At 39.3% G+C, this 20,004-nt stretch carries 17 protein-coding genes; all 17 read right to left on the bottom strand.

The genetic code is table 11. The features are described from left to right. Nucleotides 1-145 precede the first annotated feature (145 nt). On the bottom strand, nt 146-673 hold the full coding sequence (locus tag OSO01_RS11505; protein ID WP_147210585.1) for a chromate transporter: 528 nt from the start codon (nt 671-673) through the stop codon (nt 146-148). Next, entirely contained in the window at nt 670-1,233 is a 564-nt protein-coding gene (locus tag OSO01_RS11510) for a chromate transporter (RefSeq protein ID WP_147210586.1), read from the bottom strand. Before OSO01_RS11510 ends, OSO01_RS11505 begins: the two co-directional genes overlap by 4 nt. Before the next feature lie 31 nt (nt 1,234-1,264). Next, entirely contained in the window at nt 1,265-2,875 is a 1,611-nt protein-coding gene (locus tag OSO01_RS11515; RefSeq protein ID WP_147210587.1) for a gamma-glutamyltransferase family protein, read from the bottom strand. 213 nt (nt 2,876-3,088) lie between these two features. Beyond that, on the bottom strand, nt 3,089-3,574 hold the full coding sequence (locus tag OSO01_RS11520; RefSeq protein ID WP_147210588.1) for a DUF751 domain-containing protein: 486 nt from the start codon (nt 3,572-3,574) through the stop codon (nt 3,089-3,091). After that, nucleotides 3,571-4,362, bottom strand: coding sequence for a DUF3100 domain-containing protein (locus tag OSO01_RS11525; RefSeq protein WP_147210589.1), 792 nt, complete (start codon nt 4,360-4,362; stop codon nt 3,571-3,573). Before OSO01_RS11525 ends, OSO01_RS11520 begins: the two co-directional genes overlap by 4 nt. Nucleotides 4,363-4,397: 35 nt before the next feature. Further along, entirely contained in the window at nt 4,398-5,657 is a 1,260-nt protein-coding gene (locus tag OSO01_RS11530) for a M20/M25/M40 family metallo-hydrolase (RefSeq protein ID WP_147210713.1), read from the bottom strand. 288 nt (nt 5,658-5,945) lie between these two features. After that, complete coding sequence (asnB, locus tag OSO01_RS11535; protein ID WP_147210590.1) at nt 5,946-7,790, bottom strand: asparagine synthase (glutamine-hydrolyzing); 1,845 nt, start codon at nt 7,788-7,790, stop codon at nt 5,946-5,948. A gap of 171 nt (nt 7,791-7,961) precedes the next feature. Beyond that, complete coding sequence (rpiA, locus tag OSO01_RS11540) at nt 7,962-8,642, bottom strand: ribose-5-phosphate isomerase RpiA (protein ID WP_147210591.1); 681 nt, start codon at nt 8,640-8,642, stop codon at nt 7,962-7,964. Nucleotides 8,643-8,874: 232 nt separating this feature from the next. Further along, nucleotides 8,875-10,719, bottom strand: a complete 1,845-nt coding sequence (opp4A, locus tag OSO01_RS11545) for an oligopeptide ABC transporter substrate-binding protein (protein WP_147210592.1) — start codon at nt 10,717-10,719, stop codon at nt 8,875-8,877. Between the two features lie 106 nt (nt 10,720-10,825). Beyond that, the gene (locus OSO01_RS11550; RefSeq protein WP_147210593.1) at nt 10,826-11,722 is read right to left on the bottom strand and encodes an ABC transporter permease; all 897 of its coding nucleotides are present in this window, start codon (nt 11,720-11,722) and stop codon (nt 10,826-10,828) included. 28 nt (nt 11,723-11,750) lie between these two features. Further along, nucleotides 11,751-12,713 (bottom strand): oligopeptide ABC transporter permease, encoded by a 963-nt coding sequence (opp4B, locus tag OSO01_RS11555; protein WP_147210594.1) that lies wholly within the window; start codon nt 12,711-12,713, stop codon nt 11,751-11,753. 7 nt (nt 12,714-12,720) lie between these two features. Then, nucleotides 12,721-13,653 (bottom strand): ABC transporter ATP-binding protein, encoded by a 933-nt coding sequence (locus OSO01_RS11560; RefSeq protein ID WP_147210595.1) that lies wholly within the window; start codon nt 13,651-13,653, stop codon nt 12,721-12,723. Next, the gene (locus OSO01_RS11565; protein ID WP_147210596.1) at nt 13,640-14,647 is read right to left on the bottom strand and encodes an ABC transporter ATP-binding protein; all 1,008 of its coding nucleotides are present in this window, start codon (nt 14,645-14,647) and stop codon (nt 13,640-13,642) included. Before OSO01_RS11565 ends, OSO01_RS11560 begins: the two co-directional genes overlap by 14 nt. 1,035 nt (nt 14,648-15,682) lie before the next feature. Then, the gene (ilvA, locus tag OSO01_RS11570) at nt 15,683-16,699 is read right to left on the bottom strand and encodes a threonine ammonia-lyase (protein WP_147210597.1); all 1,017 of its coding nucleotides are present in this window, start codon (nt 16,697-16,699) and stop codon (nt 15,683-15,685) included. Between the two features lie 78 nt (nt 16,700-16,777). Next, complete coding sequence (leuD, locus tag OSO01_RS11575) at nt 16,778-17,359, bottom strand: 3-isopropylmalate dehydratase small subunit (RefSeq protein ID WP_147210598.1); 582 nt, start codon at nt 17,357-17,359, stop codon at nt 16,778-16,780. A gap of 11 nt (nt 17,360-17,370) precedes the next feature. Continuing rightward, entirely contained in the window at nt 17,371-18,777 is a 1,407-nt protein-coding gene (leuC, locus tag OSO01_RS11580; RefSeq protein WP_147210599.1) for a 3-isopropylmalate dehydratase large subunit, read from the bottom strand. Nucleotides 18,778-18,881: 104 nt separating this feature from the next. After that, nucleotides 18,882-19,988 carry a 3-isopropylmalate dehydrogenase gene (leuB, locus tag OSO01_RS11585; protein ID WP_147210600.1) on the bottom strand — a complete coding sequence of 369 codons (1,107 nt, stop codon included), beginning with the start codon at nt 19,986-19,988 and terminating at the stop codon, nt 18,882-18,884. Nucleotides 19,989-20,004: the final 16 nt, after the last annotated feature.

Consider the following 20,004-nt stretch of genomic DNA (forward strand, 5'->3'; position numbering starts at 1 on the left):
TTTATTTTTTTCATACCTTACTATCATGAAATTAAAGTGAAAAATGTTATTTATCAATGTAAAAAGACATCTGTCAGATAAAGAAGCATCTTCTTCTCCAACAGAATGTCTTTATTTAATTATCTGTATTATTTTTTCATTCATTTCACAGAAAAAAGCCCCCGTACAGCATTGCTCCAGCAATTACAAAGGCCGGATGCACCTGCTTGACCTCTATCAGGTAAAAACTGAGCAGAACAATTATTGCAGTCTGCAATAAGCCAATACTCACATACGCTTCCGTCCAAAAATTCCAGGCAATCACTCCCAGCAGTACAGCAATGACAGGCTGTACAAACACAGTCAGTCTATGCACACGTTTGGACTTTTTATATTTAAGTAAAATTCCTCCTAGTACAATCATTAAAATTAAAGAAGGAGCAACCGTAGCAAAAATTCCGATAAAGGAACCCAGCACACCGCCCAGTTCATAACCGACATATCCTGCCATTTTCGTCGCAATTGGTCCCGGTAAGGAATTAGCAAATGCCAGTACTTCCCCAAACTCCTGCACAGACATCCATCCATAATTACGTACAACTTCATTCTCTACTAAGGATATAGACGCTGGTCCGCCACCATATCCAAGAATACCAGGAAGAAAGAAGGCAACAAAAATATCCCAAAAAATCATGAGCGTTCACCCTCCTCCTCTTTCTTCTTTACTGGAAGAGCAAATGCAATAATTAAGAGAATGCCAATCACGATTCCCGGATGAATATGCAGGATATTTAAAACAATAAAAATAACAGCAAGCATAATTGAAGCCGTCAACCAGCCCAGTCCCTTCCCGGCTTTATATAAAAATTGCCAGGTAAGGACTGCCATCATCATACCGACCACAGCCACAACAGCAGCTGTCATACCTTTGACCCAATCAAATTCACGAACCTCCGATAAGGTTCTTAATAAAATTATAATCAATAAAACGGTTGGAATAACAGAAGCAATTAACGCATTCAGCATACCAATCCAGCCTGATACGCGATAACCGATATAGCCTGCCAGTTTTGTAGCTATTGGCCCCGGCAAAGTATTGCTGATCGACAGCATATCAATAAATTCGTCCTCATCCATCCATTTATATTTTTCTACAGCTTCCTTCCGCATTAATGGAATGGAGGCAGGTCCGCCACCGAAGCCCAGCATTCCCACCCGGAAGAATGCAATAAAAATATCCCATTGCTTTTTCATGAATATAACCCTTCTCTACATCTTTTTTCATCTACCATACAGCAATATGACCATCTGCCCGTGACTCTGTCCCTCCGGCAAGCACGCCTGTTTTCGGATCACGCCAGATAATTTGTCCGCGTCCAAAGCTGTTCGGCTCCAGCTGTATTTGGATATCATGCCCTTTTTGCCGCAATTCTTGAGCAATTGTATATGAAAACCGGTTCTCAACCTCTATCTTTTTCTCCTTCATCCATTGCCATCTTGGTGCATCTAAAGCGGCTTGCGGATGAAGTCCAAAATCGATGGTATTCATAATAACCTGCATATGACCCTGCGGCTGCATAAATCCTCCCATCACACCAAATGGACCAACCCCTTCATTATTCTTTGTAACGAAGCCGGGAATAATCGTATGATACGTTTTTTTACCTCCTGCCAGTACATTGACATGATTCTCATCCATCGAGAAATCAAAGCCTCGATTTTGCATGGCAATGCCTGTACCGGGAACAACAATGCCTGAACCGAAGCCCATATAATTACTTTGGATAAAGGAGACCATATTTCCTTCCTCATCCGCTGTGGCTAAATAGACTGTTCCACTGCCTGAAGGCTCGCCCGCTTCAGGAAGAATCGCTTCTTCACCAATAAGCGCTCTTCTCTGAGCTGTATATTGCCCGCTCAACAGCTGCTTTGTTGTATAACGCATCTTCGCTTCCTCAGTGATATGCTGCTTCCCATCTTCAAAGGCCAGCTTGATCGCTTCCATTTGCTTATGATATGTATCTACTGATTCTTTTGTTGTAAATTCAAATCCTTGTAAAATATTCAATGCCTCCAGCGCAATAATCCCCTGCCCATTTGGAGGAATCTCCCATATATCATAGCCACGGTAATTTACTTTTATCGGCTCCACCCATTCTGTTTCGCATTTTTCTAAATCTGACTTCGTTAAAAATCCCCCCGCTTCTTTAGAAGCTTGTGCTATTTTTTCAGCCAGCTCTCCTTCATAAAATGACCTTGCACCGGTTTCTGCAATTTCTTCCAGCGTTGCCGCATGGTCGGCTGATTTCCAGATCTCTCCTACTTTTGGAGGTCTGCCATTTGGCGCAAAGGTTTCAAACCAGGCTGTAAAATCATGTCCTTCTTCCTTTTTATACATCTGATATGCCCTTTTCCAAAAGCGGGCCAGTATCGGTGAAACCGGAAATCCTTCACGGGCATAACGAATAGCCGGCTGCAGTGTTTCTTTTAATGATAACTTGCCGAAACGTTCGGATAATTCAGCCCATGCTTTTGGTATACCAGGAACCGTAACAGGAATCCATCCGAATTTTGGAATTGCATCATGTCCTTTTTCTTTTACTGCTTCTATAGAAATACTCTCCGGGGATCTTCCGCTGCCATTTAATCCATGTAATTTCCCTTTTGTCCATACAAGTGCAAAGGCATCTCCGCCAATTCCGTTTGAAGTGGGCTCTACAACTGTTAAAGAAGCAGCTGTCGCAATAGCAGCGTCAATGGCATTTCCTCCCTTTTTCAGAATTTCCAAACCTGCTTCTGCCGCCAAAGGCTGTGTTGTAGCCACCATTCCTTTTCTTGCGTATACAGATTCTCTTGCAATTGCATAAGGATTAAATTTATTATGTATATGCTCCATCTGCTCATCCTTTCAGAGGTATTTTATTTTTTGCGGAAAAACAGTATATTCCGTCAAATAAACATGGAATATGTTTTACTCTAGTATCCTTATAGTCTATCATATTTGTTCTTGAATCTGTATGTGTTCTTGCCAGACTGTACATTTCTTCTATTAATTATATAAAAAAAGACCCTCCCTACCTTTTTAATAGGAAAAGTCTTTTGGAATACTCTAATTACCTGCGAGGAAAAGTCCAAGCTGTGCTAATAAAGCACTGCACACATAAGTACCTGCAAAAACAAATACAGCTACAATCGCGACTTTCCAGGATGTTTTCCGCAAATCAACAAGGCGATTCGCTACAGAAATTCCGGCAACGGTCAAAATCGGTGTTGTAATTGCCAGAAAATCGACAGCCTGAATTGCTTCGACAAAAAAGTCTGAGACCAGACACAGACTTAAAGAAGTGATGGATACCCAGCCTAAAATCGGGAAATCACGAATGACCTTAATAGGAACCAATTTCATTAAATCGGCAATAATAACACCGATAAATGAAAATAACCAAAGGATGCCTAAACCAACGAAGGTCATTGATGTAATTGGTGTAGAGTCTGGATTCTTGATCAGCTTAATTTCTTGTGCGAATAAAATTAATGCTACACTTAATAACAGTACTAAAGCATAACGGACATAACGGCGCATTGTCGGGCTCATTTTTTGTCACCTCTAACTAAAAACTTATACATAAACTGCTGTAATGGTGCTGCGAGAAATACCATGGTAAATGTCCCGATAAAACTCGTTAATAGCTGACTGGCTGAAGCATAGGCTAAAATCGTACTCTCCATTTCTGGAACTCTCGCAACCAATGTTGCAGATGCAGCACTCATCATACTTCCAGACCCTACCCCGGATGCCATCGCCAGTGCTTCGACCCGAAACCCGAAATCTAGTAAAATAGGTGCAAAAATACTAAAGAACATCGTTCCAAACAACGTACCGATAACATAGAGCGAGATAACTCCCCGCCCTTCAGGAGATTCCAGTGTATATTTTTCTGAAATATAAGCGAGCTCTCCTTCTCTTCCTATTCCTAATGTTGCCCCGATTGCTTCACGGCGCAGACCGATTAATATTGCTATCGGCAGTCCGATAAGAACAGTACCAAGGTTACCAATTTCCTGAATGATAAATACCCAGCCAACCTGCAGAATTTCCCGAATCTGCGGTGCCACATCTGATCCATATCTGGCCATTAATGGCAGCATAATAAAAATTAAGTATTTACTGGCGAAATCAACATTCTTCTTACTATAAATCTTTTTGAGAATACCTTTCCTTAAGAACGGCAAAGCAAGAATCATAGCAATCGCAATTGCAAATACTAACGGCAGCATGGAAATATTCATGGATCCTATCGAAAAGGTCTGAATCCCAATCAATTCAGCTGCTGCAATTACCGCCAATACAAAAACTAAAAAATAAACAAAGTTTTTAACCATATATATTCCTCAATTCCTAAATGTAATTAGTTGGTTTAATCAACAATCTGGTTAATGACAGAAAGATATTCCGAATAAGAACGCTTGTACAATTTTTCCTTATCTACATTTTTATCTATATTTTCTAATACTTCCGCAACAAATTCCGGAAAGATACGATAGATAAATTCAGGATCTACATCAATAAAATCATCACCATGAATTGTTCCAGTAAAGCCGCTGTAGCCAATTTGAATACATGGAATCATATAGGACAAATCACCAATATCTCCAGCTGCGCTAATAAAACTATCATCATCGATTTCGTCAATTTCTGAAAAGTCTTTAAAAACAGCTTGTACGAAGCTTGATAGATATCTGTCCTGGATAAAAGGCAGGTATCCCATTTGCGTATGTGCTGCTACTTCTCCTTGTAAAGCAATGGCACTTCCTCTAGCTGCATCATCCAGCTTTGCTGCTGCTTCTTTTAAATAATCGACTGTTTTGGTCCGGAGATCTGTTCCAACCGTAATTTCATTTGGAATAACATTGGTAGACATATCCGATCCCATCACAATGGGATTAATACGCACATGCTCCTTCTCATCCAGCTGCTGTCTCATTAAACCAACTGCTGTATTAAAAACCGTTGACATGCTGTATGCATTCTTGCTGGAAAATGGATCAAACCCGGCATGTGTCGCTTTACCTTTAAAGGTATACTTCTTATAAAGGAAACCGGCTAAATCACAATTCACATTCACTGTTCTATTATCAAATTCACCGCCAATGGCATGGACACAAACAGCTAAATCAATATCATCAAACACACCAAGCTTCATCGCTTCTGGCTTCCCGCCGTAGTGGGTGATCGTTCCCTGTTCAATTAAGCCATCACGATAAGCTAGATCTAAATATTCTTCCGCCGGGACAAAGACAAAGGTTATTCTATTCTTCCAATTTTGGCTGGCATTCGTTTTCACATAATAACGGTAAACAGCAAGTGCAATTGCCACCTGCGTATAATGTCCGCAATTATGTGCCGCCCCTGTTTCTTTATCTGCGTACATATGCGATGGAGCATACACTGCATCCAGCTCGGCAATAAACGCAATATGTGTATCCCCATCTTCTGGACCTAATGTGGTCTTGAAGCCTGTAGTACTAAAATGCTCCATCTCAACATCTGGATTAACTTCCTTCAAAAAGCGGATAACATTTTCTTTTGTCCGCTGCTCTTTATAGCCCAGCTCTGGATGATGATAAATATCCTCCGCAAAGTCTTTTATCTGCTGATACTGCTCCTTAAAAAACATAATGGATTCTGAACGCTCCTTTTTCAACCTATTAAAGTGTTAAAGCATGATAATATCTTACCATTCGACAAATTTCACGTCAATACAGCTTTTTCTAAGTTTTTAGATATTTGCTAAATTAAATATAATAGCTGCTGCTATAACGCATTTCACAAGTTGAATTATCGCAGCCTAGGAAAATACCACATCAGGACTTAAAGCAAAAAAGTATGATATCAAGATATAAATTCCCCTTGACATCATACGCTTCCTTTATTACTCTATTTCATCTGTTTTGAAACAGTTACTCTACTCACTAACCTCTATATCATATTTCCTCAGCCAATAATCAATCTGGCAGAGATGGGCGATTAATTGCGGACCTCGCATCAACTGACCATACCATGGATCTTTAAACTCTTTCCCGGCGCTCTCCACAATTTTTTCTACTTTATCTTTCTTCAAAAATTCAAAAATTCTTGCTTCTGAATCTGTTAAGATTTTCCGCATCCATTGAGATACCTGCTCTGTATATTCCGGCTGGAAGGTTCTTGGATAAGGGCTCTTCTTCCGGTAAAGCACCTCCTGCGGCAAAATCCCTTCCATCGCCTTCCGCAAAATACCCTTCTCCCTGCCATTCGCCATCTTCATTTCCCATGGAATATTCCAAACATACTCAACAAGATGATGATCAGCATACGGAACACGTACCTCCAGCCCTGCTCCCATGCTCATTCGATCTTTTCTATCCAACAGCTGGGACATAAACCATTGTATATTTAAATAAAACAATTCTCTCCGCTTCGCATCAACATTGCTTTCTCCATCCAGACGAGGTGTTTCCGCTATCGTTGCCTGATATCTTTCCCGCACATAATCCTCAATCTTTAATTTACTTTGCCAATCATCATGCAGTAAATCAATTCTTCCATCTAAAGAGCGTATCCATGGAAAGCTGTCACCAGCCGCTTCCGGATCATGGAACCAGGGATAGCCGCCGAATATTTCATCTGCACATTCTCCTGACAATGCCACTGTTGTATGTTTTTTTATATTCCTGCAAAGCCAGAGTAAAGAAGAATCAATATCTGCCTGACCTGGCTGATCTCTTACCTCTACCGCTTCCCTCAATAAAGAAGCAAGCTCTACTCCTGTAATAATTTCTTCATGATGGTCCGTTGAGAAGGCCTCCACCATTTTCTCAATCCATTCTTGGTCACTGGAGGGTTGAAATTTACTCACTTGAAAATACGGCTTATTTCCTTGATAATCCAGCGAGAAGGTAGGTAAAGCGCCTAGATCGTTGTCTCTGTAATGGTTTGCGGCTATTGCTGTAATAGCACTGGAATCTAAACCACCTGATAGAAAGGTAGATACAGGAACATCTGATACCAGCTGTCTCTCTATCGAATCAATAAACAGTGTCCGTACTTTTTCTGCTGTCTCCTCCAGAGAATCTTTATGCTCTTTACTTACTAGATTCCAGTACCGCCAGACCCTTAACCCTGCTTTTGTCACTGTCATCGCATGCCCGGCTCTTAATTCATCGACATCTTTAAACAGCCCATGCCCTGGCGTTCTTGACGGTCCCAAGCCAAAAACCTCAGAAAGACCGGTACGATCGATATTTGTTGTAACCTGTGGATGGGCGAGGAGTGCTTTTATTTCCGAGCCATATACAAATGTTTTTCCTTTCTCACTATAAAAAAGCGGCTTCACCCCTAACCGGTCCCTTGCAATAAACAGCTTCTCTGACGCATCATCCCAAATAGCAAATGCAAAAATACCATTTAAATGATCAACACAGTCTTCCTTCCACTCCATATAACTTGTTAGAAGCACCTCTGTATCTGAGGATGTAGTAAATGTATAACCTCGCTGCATTAAGCTTTTACGCAATTCCTCTGTATTATAAAGCTCTCCATTATAACAGATAACGTATTTCTTATGTTCCGTTTCTTTCAGCATTGGCTGCTTCCCGCCTTCTAAATCTATAACAGAAAGACGTTTATGCCCAAATCCAACATGGCCTTCCAGCCAATAACCCGTTGCATCTGGACCGCGCAAAGATAATGTATTTGTCATCTTTTCTATTATTTCCCGCTCGTCACTTGCCCGTTTATCCCAGCTGATAAATCCAGTAATTCCACACAAATCTCATCATCCTCTCTGGCAACCTATCCAGCTCCTCATTAGCCTATGCTCTTTTGGGCGTGTTTGTGAGGATTTTTTGAGAAAACCGCTGCACTTATACTATTACAAAGTTGATCCTTTCTAACTACAAAGTAAAAAGACCATCTAAATAGATGATCTTTTATTTATAACCTATTTTTCTTTTATAGTGATACCTTCTGAACCGCCAATAATAATAGTGTCAGCCATATCAATAAATAACCCTGTTTCCACCACTCCGACAATTGATTGTAATTTCCGGTCTAAATCTGCAGGATCCTTTATCTTTTCAAATGAACAATCCACGATATAATTTCCATTGTCTGTGATAAGTGGCTCTCCATCCTTCAATCGAAGTACTGGAGTGCAGCCCAGCTTCTCTATTTCATAGGCTGTACGTTCCCAAGCAAACTGCAGAATTTCTACCGGCAATGCAAATGCCCCTAAATGCTCTACCATTTTTGAATCATCCACAATAATAACTAGCTTTTTTGCAGCCTGAGCAATAATTTTTTCCCTGAATAAAGCTGCTCCGCCGCCCTTGATTAACTGAAAATCCGGATCTACCTCATCTGATCCGTCAATCGTTATATCCAACTCCTTTGTTGTTGCAAAATCTGTCAAAGGGACACCAAATTCTTTCGCCCATTCCCCTGTCAGAATAGAGGATGGAATTCCTTTTATATCTAAGCCTTCCTGTTTTACTCTTTCACCTAAAGCACGTACGAACCAATATACTGTTGAACCGAACCCTATACCTACTTTCATACCGTCCTCTACTAATAATGCGGCTTTTTCACCTACTGCTTTTTTTAGTTGATCTTGTGTGTTCACGATGAATTCCTCCTGAATGAAGTTTTCTTTTATGTATCCGTATCCATTATAGCGTATATGAAGGTTTTTAGAAATGGACGATTATTGGATATTTATTAGTTCTTTAACTTTTACACAATGAAACACATATATAAAGTGAAGTATCCATCTACAGGTAATTTTACGTTCCTCTCATGATTAATACTTAACTGACAAAAAAGAATGCCCCTAAGGACATTCTTCTTACTGAATATTATTCAGGAAGTACTGGATCTTCCTGTGTAACACCAACTTCTTGCCATTCACTCCAGTCTAGAGCTGCAGAATAGCCTGTTACACGCTCGTTTACCGGCGTAAGAGCAGCACGATAAACTGTTGGGAATACAGGAATATCTTGAACCATTAATTCTTGCCATTCCTTATAAACCTCTTGACGGTGTTCAACTTCAAAGGATTCTTCTGAGTTACCCTCAGCGATTAAACGATCATTTTCTTCGCTTGAGTAACGAGAATAGTTAAACGGTGCTTCTTTACCATATAGACCGGATGGATCTACATCAGAGCCAGTGCTCCATGCAGCTTGATAAATATCAATATCTGGATCATCCGCTTCTACACGATCATAGAAAGCATTAAATTCATGCAGACGGCCATCTAATAACTCTACTTTTAATCCTACTGCTTCCCAAGCCTGGATATAGTAGTTTGCAATTGGTTCAGCAGTGTCTCCGCCTTCCATAGATGCAAAGTTAATTACTAATTCTTCTCCATCTGGATTTTCACGGATGCCATCACCATCAACATCTTCATAACCAGCTTCGTCTAAAATTCTGTTTGCTTCATCTGGATCATACGTAGGAGCTTCTACTTCATCATTATAGAAATCTGGATATGCCGGACCAATCAATGTTGTTGCATTCCAGCGTAATCCATTATAGAATCTTTCCCCTACTGCATTATTATCTACTGCATGCCACATTGCTCTTCTCAGCTCTACATCAGCCATTTTTGCATCAGGATCTGTTACAACTTCACTGCTGTCTGCATCCCAATGACCCAATTTAAAACCAATATACGTGTATGCATTATCAATAACTCCTAAGAACTCAACATTTGTTAAAGATTCCTCTACATCAGGATATTGATCTGTCGGGAATCCGCCGCCAGCTATATCAATTTCACCAGATTCTAAAGCCTGAACAACTGTTTCTGGGCTGACTACAGTTAATGTAACTCCGTCAAGTTTGGGAGCACCCTTCCAGTAATCTTCATTCGCTGTATAAGTTACAGACTCCCCAGGAACAACAGATTCAACTTTAAATGGCCCCATGCCGATTGGATTTTGACGAACTTCAGCTGACTCTTCCATTTCAGCAATCGGAATATCTTCAAAAATATGCTTCGGTGTAGCATAAGCCCAAATACCGCCAGCTAATAAAGATGGCCAAGCCTCTTTATAGCTAATTTCTAACGTTTTATCATCAATAACTTCAATACCCGAAATTGTATCTGCATCTCCAGAATGGTACTCGTCCATTCCTTCTATGTTACGAAAACTTGCATCATAACGGATACCAGTATAATCTGGATGACCAATAATTTCATAAGAGTATAACCAGTCTTCTGCTGTTACAGGTTCACCATCATGCCAGTTTACATTGTCACCAATAGTAAATGTAAATGTTCTATTATCTTCACTTGTTTCAAATGTTGCTGCACCATCTTGAGTATAAGTGAAGTTTTCATCTGCACTCAATAATGATTCATCAAAAAATTGGATAACATGTGCATCTGGATTACCTTGATAAAAATTCCAGTTTAAAATCCCTTCAAATACTGAGGAGTTAACTAAACCATAATTTAATGTACCTCCATCAATCGCCTCTCCAGCATCGGTCTTAGCAGCTGGAAAATCATCAATGGAATAAATACCATCTTCTGATCCGCCTTCACCTTCGTCTGTCCCTTCTTCAGTACCATCATCTGACCCGCCATCACCCTCAGCGTTATCATCTGATCCACTACTACAAGCAGCCAATACTAAAATAAGCATTAACATCATTGCCAGTAATAACTTCGATAAGCTTGCTTTCTTCATACCTTGAACCTCCCCTTATATTTGTTTATTATGCCGGTTACAAGTTCCCAGCTATCTATACTCCACACCAACTATTCAGAATAATTGATGAAAGTAACAAAGATTACTAGCCCCTTCTTTGACGGGCGTCTGCTGCACGCTTTAATGCTTCTCCAACATTTCGGACAGCCAGCATCAATATTAAAATCAGTACTGCCGGCGGAACCCAAATCCACCATCTATGCTCTAAGGTTTGCGGGTTTGTTGCATAAGAAATCAATGTTCCTAAGCTTGGTGTACTTTCCGGCAATCCAAAGCCTAAAAAAGACAGTCCGGATTCTAAACCAATATTTGCTGCCAAATTCAACGTCATTGTTACAATAATTAACGATACAATATTTGGCATAACCTGTTTGAAAATAATATTAAAGTTGGATGTTCCCAATGTTTTCGAGGCCTGCGCGTAATCCAGTTCCCTTTCCTGTAACGCCTTGGACCGGATTAGCCGGGCAATCCCCATCCACATAAAAGCAGACATAATTAGTGAAAATGTTATTGTATTGTAATCCGGAACAATTACCACAAAACTAATAATAATAAATAAAAATGGTAAAATATTCATAAAGTCAAGAATACGCATCATCACGTTATCAACATGACCGCCATAATAGCCGGATATCAAACCATAGGCGATTCCAAAAACACCGCTAAGCAGCGTAACTAAAATACCAATAGTTAATGAATTCCTGGTTCCAATAATCAATTGACCAAAGACATCTCTTCCACCATAATCTGTCCCTAGAATAAAGTCTTCGCCAGGTGGCTCATTTATTGCGAATAAATCAACCGTGACAATCTGGTCCTGGTCTAGAAATATGGATAGACCGTATACAAAAGCTGCGACTAAAACCAAAAATATTAAGGAAACAAGTGCCAATTTATCCCGATATAATTCTTTTAATAATACTTTTATAGCTGAAGGGGTTTTGGCCTGCTCCAATTCCTTCACGTCAGTTGCTTCCATCTATAATCACCTCAAAATTATTAAGATTCTACTTAATACGAATTCGTGGATCGACAATACTTAATATAATATCTGATAATAAAGCTCCCATGATTTGTGCTGTACCAAACAACAGTACAAGTGAATTTGCAACACTAAAATCTCGCTGTGTAATAGATTCTAAGAATAGAAGTCCCATACCCGGGTAGCTAAATATCTTTTCCACAAATACCGTTCCAGTGATTAACGTTGTAATTTCCCAGCCAAAAAATGCAGCAATTGGTAATAAAGAATTTCTAAATATATGTTTATTATATACTCTCTGTTCACCTGCCCCTTTAGCACGGGCTGTTATAATAAAATCTTTTTGCTTCGTATCAATAATTTCACTCCGTAGATATTGAACAGTTGAGACGACTTGAATTAAAGCTATCGATATTCCTGGTAAGAGCGCATGATAAACTTTACTTAGCCAATATGCGATAGTTCCCGGTTCAGTACCCGGCGCCACACTTCCGCTGGTTGGAAACCAGCCTAAATTATAACCAAAAATCCAAAGCATAAATAAGGAAAAAATAAACAGCGGTGTAGCAAATCCAATATAGGTATAACCAGTAATAGCCTGATCAAGCAGCGTATCATTAAAACGTCCGCTAATTAGTCCTAATGGAAGTGCAATTAAATATGTAAAGATTAATGTAACAACCGATAGAAGAACCGTATTTACCATTCGCTGGCCGATTAATTCTGTAACAGGCATTTTAAAACGGAATGACTGACCAAAATCGCCTTGCAGAATACCTCCGACCCAGTCTACATACTGTATATACCAAGGGTTATTTAAGCCCAATCTTTCCCGTTGCTGCTCGACTGCCGCCGGATCAATACTTGGATCAATCAGTCCCGATAAAGCATCTCCGGGCATCATCTGAGCTAATATAAACACAATAATACTCAAAATAATGATTTGCGGGATAGTAATCAATAATCTTCTGACTATAAATTTCCACATAAATTCATCAACCTTTCTGCGGCAGAGCAACACGATGTGTGTCTGAAATAGATTTCAATTGGAAAGCCAATCCGTCCTGATCGAAAAAATCATTATAGGATTGCGTGTATTCTTCCAATACCTTTTGCCGATTATGAAATTGCTTTTCACGATTTTTTGGATCAATATCCGGAATTGCAGCAATTAAACGTTTCGTATAAATATGCTGTGGATTTTCAAAAATATCTGCTGTACTTCCCTGCTCCACATATCTTCCTTTATACATAATCGATATATTGTCGCACATATGCTTCACAATCCCCAAATCATGACTGATAAATAAATAGGTCAGGTTGAGTTCACTTTGAATTTCCTTTAAAAAGTTCAATACTTGAGCCTGTACAGATACATCTAAAGCAGATACAGGCTCATCCGCTATAATCAGCTTCGGTTTTAAGGCAATTGCTCTGGCAACTCCAATACGCTGCCTCTGCCCACCGGAAAATTCATGTGGATATTTAAAAATACTGTCAGGACTCACATTAACGATGTCTAAGAGCTCCTGTACACGCTTTCTCTCTTCTTGCTTCGATAATTTTTCAAAGTTCCGCAGCGGCTCTGCAACAATATCCAGTACCCGCTTTCTCGGATTTAAAGAAGAATAGGGATCTTGAAAAATCATTTGTACATCTTTCCTGAATGCTTTATTTTTTGTTTTTTTATCTGTAATATCTTTTCCATCAAATAAAATCTTCCCGGAGGTTATATCCTCCAAGCCAATGATCGCCCGTCCTGTCGTTGACTTTCCGGAGCCGGACTCACCGACTAGACCATATGTTTTCCCCTGTTCCATCTCAAAGGATACACCGTCAACAGCTTTGATATGATCCACTGTCCGATTAAAAATTCCACCTTTTATCGGGAAGTATACTTGTAAATCTTGCACCTCAAGAAACGCCATTTGCCTGCTCCTCCTTATTATCCGGGAAGTAAAAATGCTCATAACATGTGCATCTGACAAAATGTCCGGATTCTACTTCATGTAATTCTGGATGCTCCTCATGATGTGAAGCATCAATCCAAGGAATCCGTTCTGCAAAACGGCATCCTGTTCTTGGTAAATTCTTCAAGGTAGGTACAACACCCTGGATTACATGAAGCCTGTCCTGTCCTTCAGCCGGTACCGAATTTAATAAGGATCTTGTATATGGATGCAACGGGTTTGCAAACAGTTTGTCTACAGGTGCAATTTCTACAATTTGCCCTGCATACATAACAGCTACACGGTCAGCCATTTCCGCCACAACACCTAAATCATGGGTAATCAAAATAATCCCTGCATGTATTTTTTCTTTCAGTTCACGGACTAAGTCAAGAATTTGTGCCTGAATGGTTACATCCAAAGCAGTAGTTGGTTCGTCAGCAATTAATAGTTCCGGATCATTCGCAATCGCGATCGCAATAATAATACGCTGCCTCATACCACCTGATAATTCATGTGGAAACTGCTCATAAACGCGTTCCGGTCTTGGAATTCCCACTAAATTAAGCAGCTCAATAGTACGTTTTTTCCTGCCCTGCTGGCCAAGTTTTTTATTATGCAAAAATAAATTTTCTTCAATTTGTCTGCCTATTGGCATAAGTGGATTTAAAGCAGTCAGTGGATCCTGAAAAATCATCGCCATTTCGTCTCCACGTATTTTATTTAATTTTGACGTCGACATTTTGACAATATTTTGATTATTTAACAAGATTTCTCCTTCAATTTTTGCTCTTGTATGCAGCCGCATAATCGAGAATGCCAGAGCGCTCTTTCCCGAACCAGACTCTCCAACAATTCCCAATACTTCATTTTTATTCAAGGTAAGCGTTACATCATCTACCGCTGCGTAATATTCATCCCCAATACGAAAAGATGTTGAAAGGTTTTTTATCTTTAAAAGTTCATTACTCAACCTACATCCCCCTTAACCAAAATGTTTTTTCATTCTCTATGCTGTATGTTTCAGGCAATTCAAATTTTCAGCAAACCTCCCCTTTCTGATTTCCGAATAATCAGATGACGAAAATTTGAGTAATTTCTGAATAAAAAAATGCATGCATGATCATTCATTTTTAATTATCAATAATTAAAATTTTTTTGAACAAACATAACATGGTCTCGGCTTGGCTCAGCTCATCTACTAAATTATATTTTTCCCTGCTCTCAGCAGTAATCTATGATATAAATTTAGTTTCTCTAGTAAGCGATTTTTTCTATCTTGCGGACGATATGTAATATGTAAAGAATATAATTGTTGTAATTTTTCTGAAAATTGTCCGTAAATAAATAAGAAATTTTATCGCTTTAACAGGCTAAATTCTATTCTATTTTTATTAATCTTTGTTACCTCTAAAATGTTGCAATTTCATTTCAAAAATTTGAATTCGAAAACTTATCGTAAACAAATCTTAATATACTTTGAAATTATAGTTTATAACCTTGCTAAAATCAATAGGTTTTGACAAAAAATAAGATTGGCAGCTGTATACATAATTTCCTTTATGTCACCAAAAACCTTTAAAATCAAGGGATTATTCCAATAATTTACTTAAAAAATTAATTTAAATTTTTTCAATTTTCTTCTCATAATTTTGTGTCGTTTTATCAAAAAAATCATCTATATATCGTCATGAGTACCAAATATTAACTGTTTGAAGGAAGGAAAAAATGCTTTTAAAAAAGGATAAAAATGGATAACAGTATGCGTTATGTATGAATTAAAATAAAAAAACAAAGTAAAATGGTTTTAGTATTCAGCCCTTATATTCCGAATCTAAGAAAGTATTTTTATAGATTTTCACAAAAAGAATAATTCATTATGAGAGTGTTACGACAATTTTGCATAAAAAAATAAGTATTTATTGAGTCCTGCCCACAAATGAAAAAAACTTCTAACATAATAAATAAAACTTCATTCAATGAGGATATCCTCATTGAATGAAGTTATTTATAAAGCAACATACGATTTTACTTTTTTCGGTTTATACTTTTCGGATAACTCTTGAATTCGCTGCATGTTCCCGATATCGAGGTTCCCACCACTCACGATGACTCCGCAATGTCTAGAACGAAGCTGATGATGATGTGCGAATAAGGCTGCCAGAGCAGCTGCTCCAGCTCCCTCCATCAATGTTTTATTCCGTTCAAGCATATATATAATCGCTGCAGCAATTTGCTCATCAGTTACAGTTACAATATCATCTACATATTCTTGGATAATTGGCAATGTATGCTTTCCAGGTTCTTTTACAGCAATCCCTTCTGCAATAGTATCCACTTGCGTCAGCTTTTTCACCTGCTTGGTATGATAGCTGTCATAAATAGCGGCAGCTCCTTCAGCCTGCACACCAATCACCCGGATATTCCGGTTGATATGTTTGGCTGCTACTGCAATCCCGCTAATTAAACCGCCGCCGCCGATCGGCACTAAAATGGTGTCTATGCGATCTTCCTGACGCAGCAATTCCATTGCAATAGTGCCTTGTCCAGCCATAATATCATAATCATCAAATGGATGAATATAGGTTGCACCTGTTTTCAGCTGATGCTCTAATGATGCCTGATAGGCCTCCTGAAAGCTTTCTCCTGTCAAAATGACGTCAGCACCATAATTTCTTGTTGCATTTACTTTAGCCAGCGGTGTTCCTTCTGACATGAATATTGTTGCCTTCACACCTAATTTTGACGCTGCATGCGCAACTCCTTGTGCATGGTTTCCGGCAGATGCTGTAATAACACCATTTGTAAGCTCTTCATCTGTCATTTGCATCAGTTTATAACTTGCGCCCCGAAACTTAAATGCTCCGGTTTTTTGCTGATTTTCCATCTTACAATACACATGCTTCCCTACCAAATCATCTGTTGTGTGCGATGTTAACAGCGATGTTTGATGAACAATTGGCTTTAATTTCTTCCATGCTTGATATACTTTTTCACCAGTTAAGCGATCCCCAAGTGAATCCACACTCCTTTAATACTCTGATTGTTTCTAATCTTCTTTCTATCTCTCTATTTTCTCATATTTTTCTGTACTTAGCATTTTTTAAGCACGTTTTTCTTCAAATGCTTGAATCGCATCTTCCTCTAGAAGAGTCAACGCAATATCATCCCAGCCGTTAAGAAGTTTCTCCTTATGATAAGGCGGAATATCAAATGAAACTACGGTGCCATCTGTATCTGTAATTTCCTGTTTTTCTAAATCAACATCTAATGTTAATCCCTGCTCCGCTTTTTTCATCCACTGCTGGACCTGCTCTTCATTCATTTTTATTACTAATATGCCGTTTTTCAACGAATTATTATAAAAAATATCTGCAAAGTCAGGAGCAATAATGACTTTAAACCCGTAATCCTCTAAGGCCCAAGGAGCATGTTCACGGGATGAGCCACATCCAAAATTATCACCAGCTAACAATATTGTAGCATTTTCATATTTGGGCTGGTTTAAGACAAATTCATCACGTAAATTTCCATCATCGTCAAAACGCCAATGGAAAAATAAAAACTCTCCAAATCCTGTACGTTCAATACGCTTTAAAAATTGCTTGGGAATAATCTGATCGGTATCCACGTTTCCACGATTCAACGGAACAGCAATTCCTTTATGTTCTTTAAATGGTTCCATGCTTATTCCTCCTAACTCGGTACTCCGACAAATTGTCTCACGTCAACGAAATGTCCTTCAATCGCTGCTGCTGCTGCCATCTCTGGACTTACCAAGTGTGTACGCGCCCCGTTCCCTTGTCTTCCTTCAAAATTCCGGTTTGACGTTGATGCACATCTGCCGCCTGCTGGAACAATATCATCATTCATTCCAAGACACATACTGCAGCCTGAATTTCTCCATTCAAACCCTGCATCTATAAATATTTTGTCCAGGCCAATCTCTTCTGCCTGCTGTTTAACCAAGAATGATCCCGGCACAACAATCGCTTTAATGCCTTCTTTGACTTTCTTGCCTTCTACAATCTTAGATGCTTTTTTCAGATCACTTAGACGGGAATTTGTACAGGAGCCGATAAATACATGGTCCACCTCAATCGATGTGATTGGCTGGTTTTCATTTAAATCCATATATTTTAGTGCTCGCTCAACTTCCTCAGGATACTCAGCATCTTTAATAACAGGTGTAGCAGCGCTTACTGGCACACACATTCCCGGGTTCGTACCCCAGCTTACCTGAGGTTCAATTTCATCTGCATGTATTGTAACAGTGTGATCATATTCTGCATCCTCATCTGTTGCCAAAGCAAGCCATTCTTCTGCTAACGCATCAAATGCCTCTCCTTTTGGAACCATTTCACGACCGCGCAGGAATTCTACAGTTGTTTCATCTGGACTGATTAAACCGGCACGTGCTCCAGCTTCAATAGACATATTACAAATTGTCATTCTTTCTTCCATGGTTAATTTGCGGATAGCTTCTCCTGTATATTCCATCACATATCCCGTTCCAAAACGGACACCGAATTTTGCAATAATAGCCAGGATTAAATCTTTTGCAGTAACACCAGTACCTAAATCTCCAATAACTTTTACATTTAAAGTTTTCGGTTTGTCCTGCCAGATTGTTTGTGTTGCCAGCACATGCTCTACTTCACTTGTTCCAATCCCAAATGCAAATGCTCCGAATGCTCCATGTGTGGATGTGTGGCTGTCTCCACAGACAATCGTTTTTCCCGGCTGGGTTAAACCTAACTGCGGTCCGATAACATGGACAATACCCTGATCCGGGTGATACATGTCTGCCAGCTTTACTCCAAAGTCTGCACAATTCTTTTTTAATGCTTCCATTTGTTTGATAGAGATTTCATCCTTCATATTCTCTCTATTAATAGTAGGAACATTATGATCCATTGTAGCGAAAGTAAGATCAGGACGTCTAACCTTCCGTCCATTTAATCTTAAACCTTCAAACGCCTGCGGAGACGTTACCTCATGAACAAGATGCTGGTCAATATATAAAAGAGCCGGCTTTCCTTCCTCTTCTTTTACAACATGCTTATTCCAAATTTTTTCAAAAGCTGTCAAAGCCTTTCCCATTTTTTTTACACCTCCGAAACGATATATATTGTTTTTAATACCGGAATCTCTTTATAATGAGTGTTCAAAAAGTCCTTTTTACCGTCTTTTTTTTGAACATCCTCTTATACATAAGAGCTACAAATAGAATCAGAAATACATTTCGTAGTTAAATTCTCGATTATCGCTTCTGTTATTTCTTCTGTACTCATTTGTTTTCCATCTTTTATATTTAAGTCTGATGTGTGATAGCCCTGCTCCAGGCAATCCATTACTGCTGTTTCAATTGCTTTTGCTTCTTCCTTCATTCCTAGAGAATATTCGAGCATTAATGCAGTTGACAGAATCATTCCGATTGGATTTGCAATTCCTTTTCCAGCGATGTCAGGAGCGGAACCATGAACCGGTTCATACATGCCCAGGCCATCTGTGCGGACACTTGCTGATGGGAGCATTCCCAGTGACCCTGTCAGAACAGAAGCTTCATCACTTAAAATATCACCGAATAAGTTCTCTGTTACAATAACATCAAAGCCGCTCGGATTTGTAATAAGCTTCATTGCTGCTGCATCTACCAGCAAGTGTTCTACTTTTACGTCTGGATAGTCAGCTGCTTTCTCATTGACAATTTCTCTCCACATCCGGCTCGACTCTAATACATTTGCCTTATCGACCGAGGTTAAATGTTTATTACGGATTTGTGCAGATTCGAAGCCTTTTTCAACAATTCTTTCAATCTCTTGTCTTGAATAGGCTAACGTATCTACGACATCCTCTCCGTTGTTTCTGCGTTCCCTCGGTTCGCCGAAATACAAACCGCCAGTCAGTTCACGAACAATCATCATATCTGAATCTTTGACAATCTCTTCTTTTAAAGGAGAAGCATGCAAAAGGGATGGGAATGATTTAACAGGGCGCAGATTAGCAAATAATCCTAAGCCTTTACGAATTCCGAGCAGCCCTTTCTCCGGTCTGAATTCAGGGGGCTGATTATCCCATTTCGGACCTCCGACTGAGCCCAAGAGAACTGCATCCGCTTCTTCACATGCTTTTAGTGTATCATCAGGTAATGGCACACCATAACGGTCAAGAGCATCTCCGCCAATAGCACACTCCTGGAGAACAAAATCATGATGATATTCACTTTCAATTGCTGCGAGCACCTTTTTAGCTGACTCCATAATTTCTTTACCGATTCCATCTCCAGGTAACAGGACGATTTTCTTTTCCATTATTATTTCTCCTTCT

The organism is Oceanobacillus sojae (genome assembly GCF_007991515.1).
GTDB lineage: Bacteria > Bacillota > Bacilli > Bacillales > Amphibacillaceae > Oceanobacillus > Oceanobacillus sojae.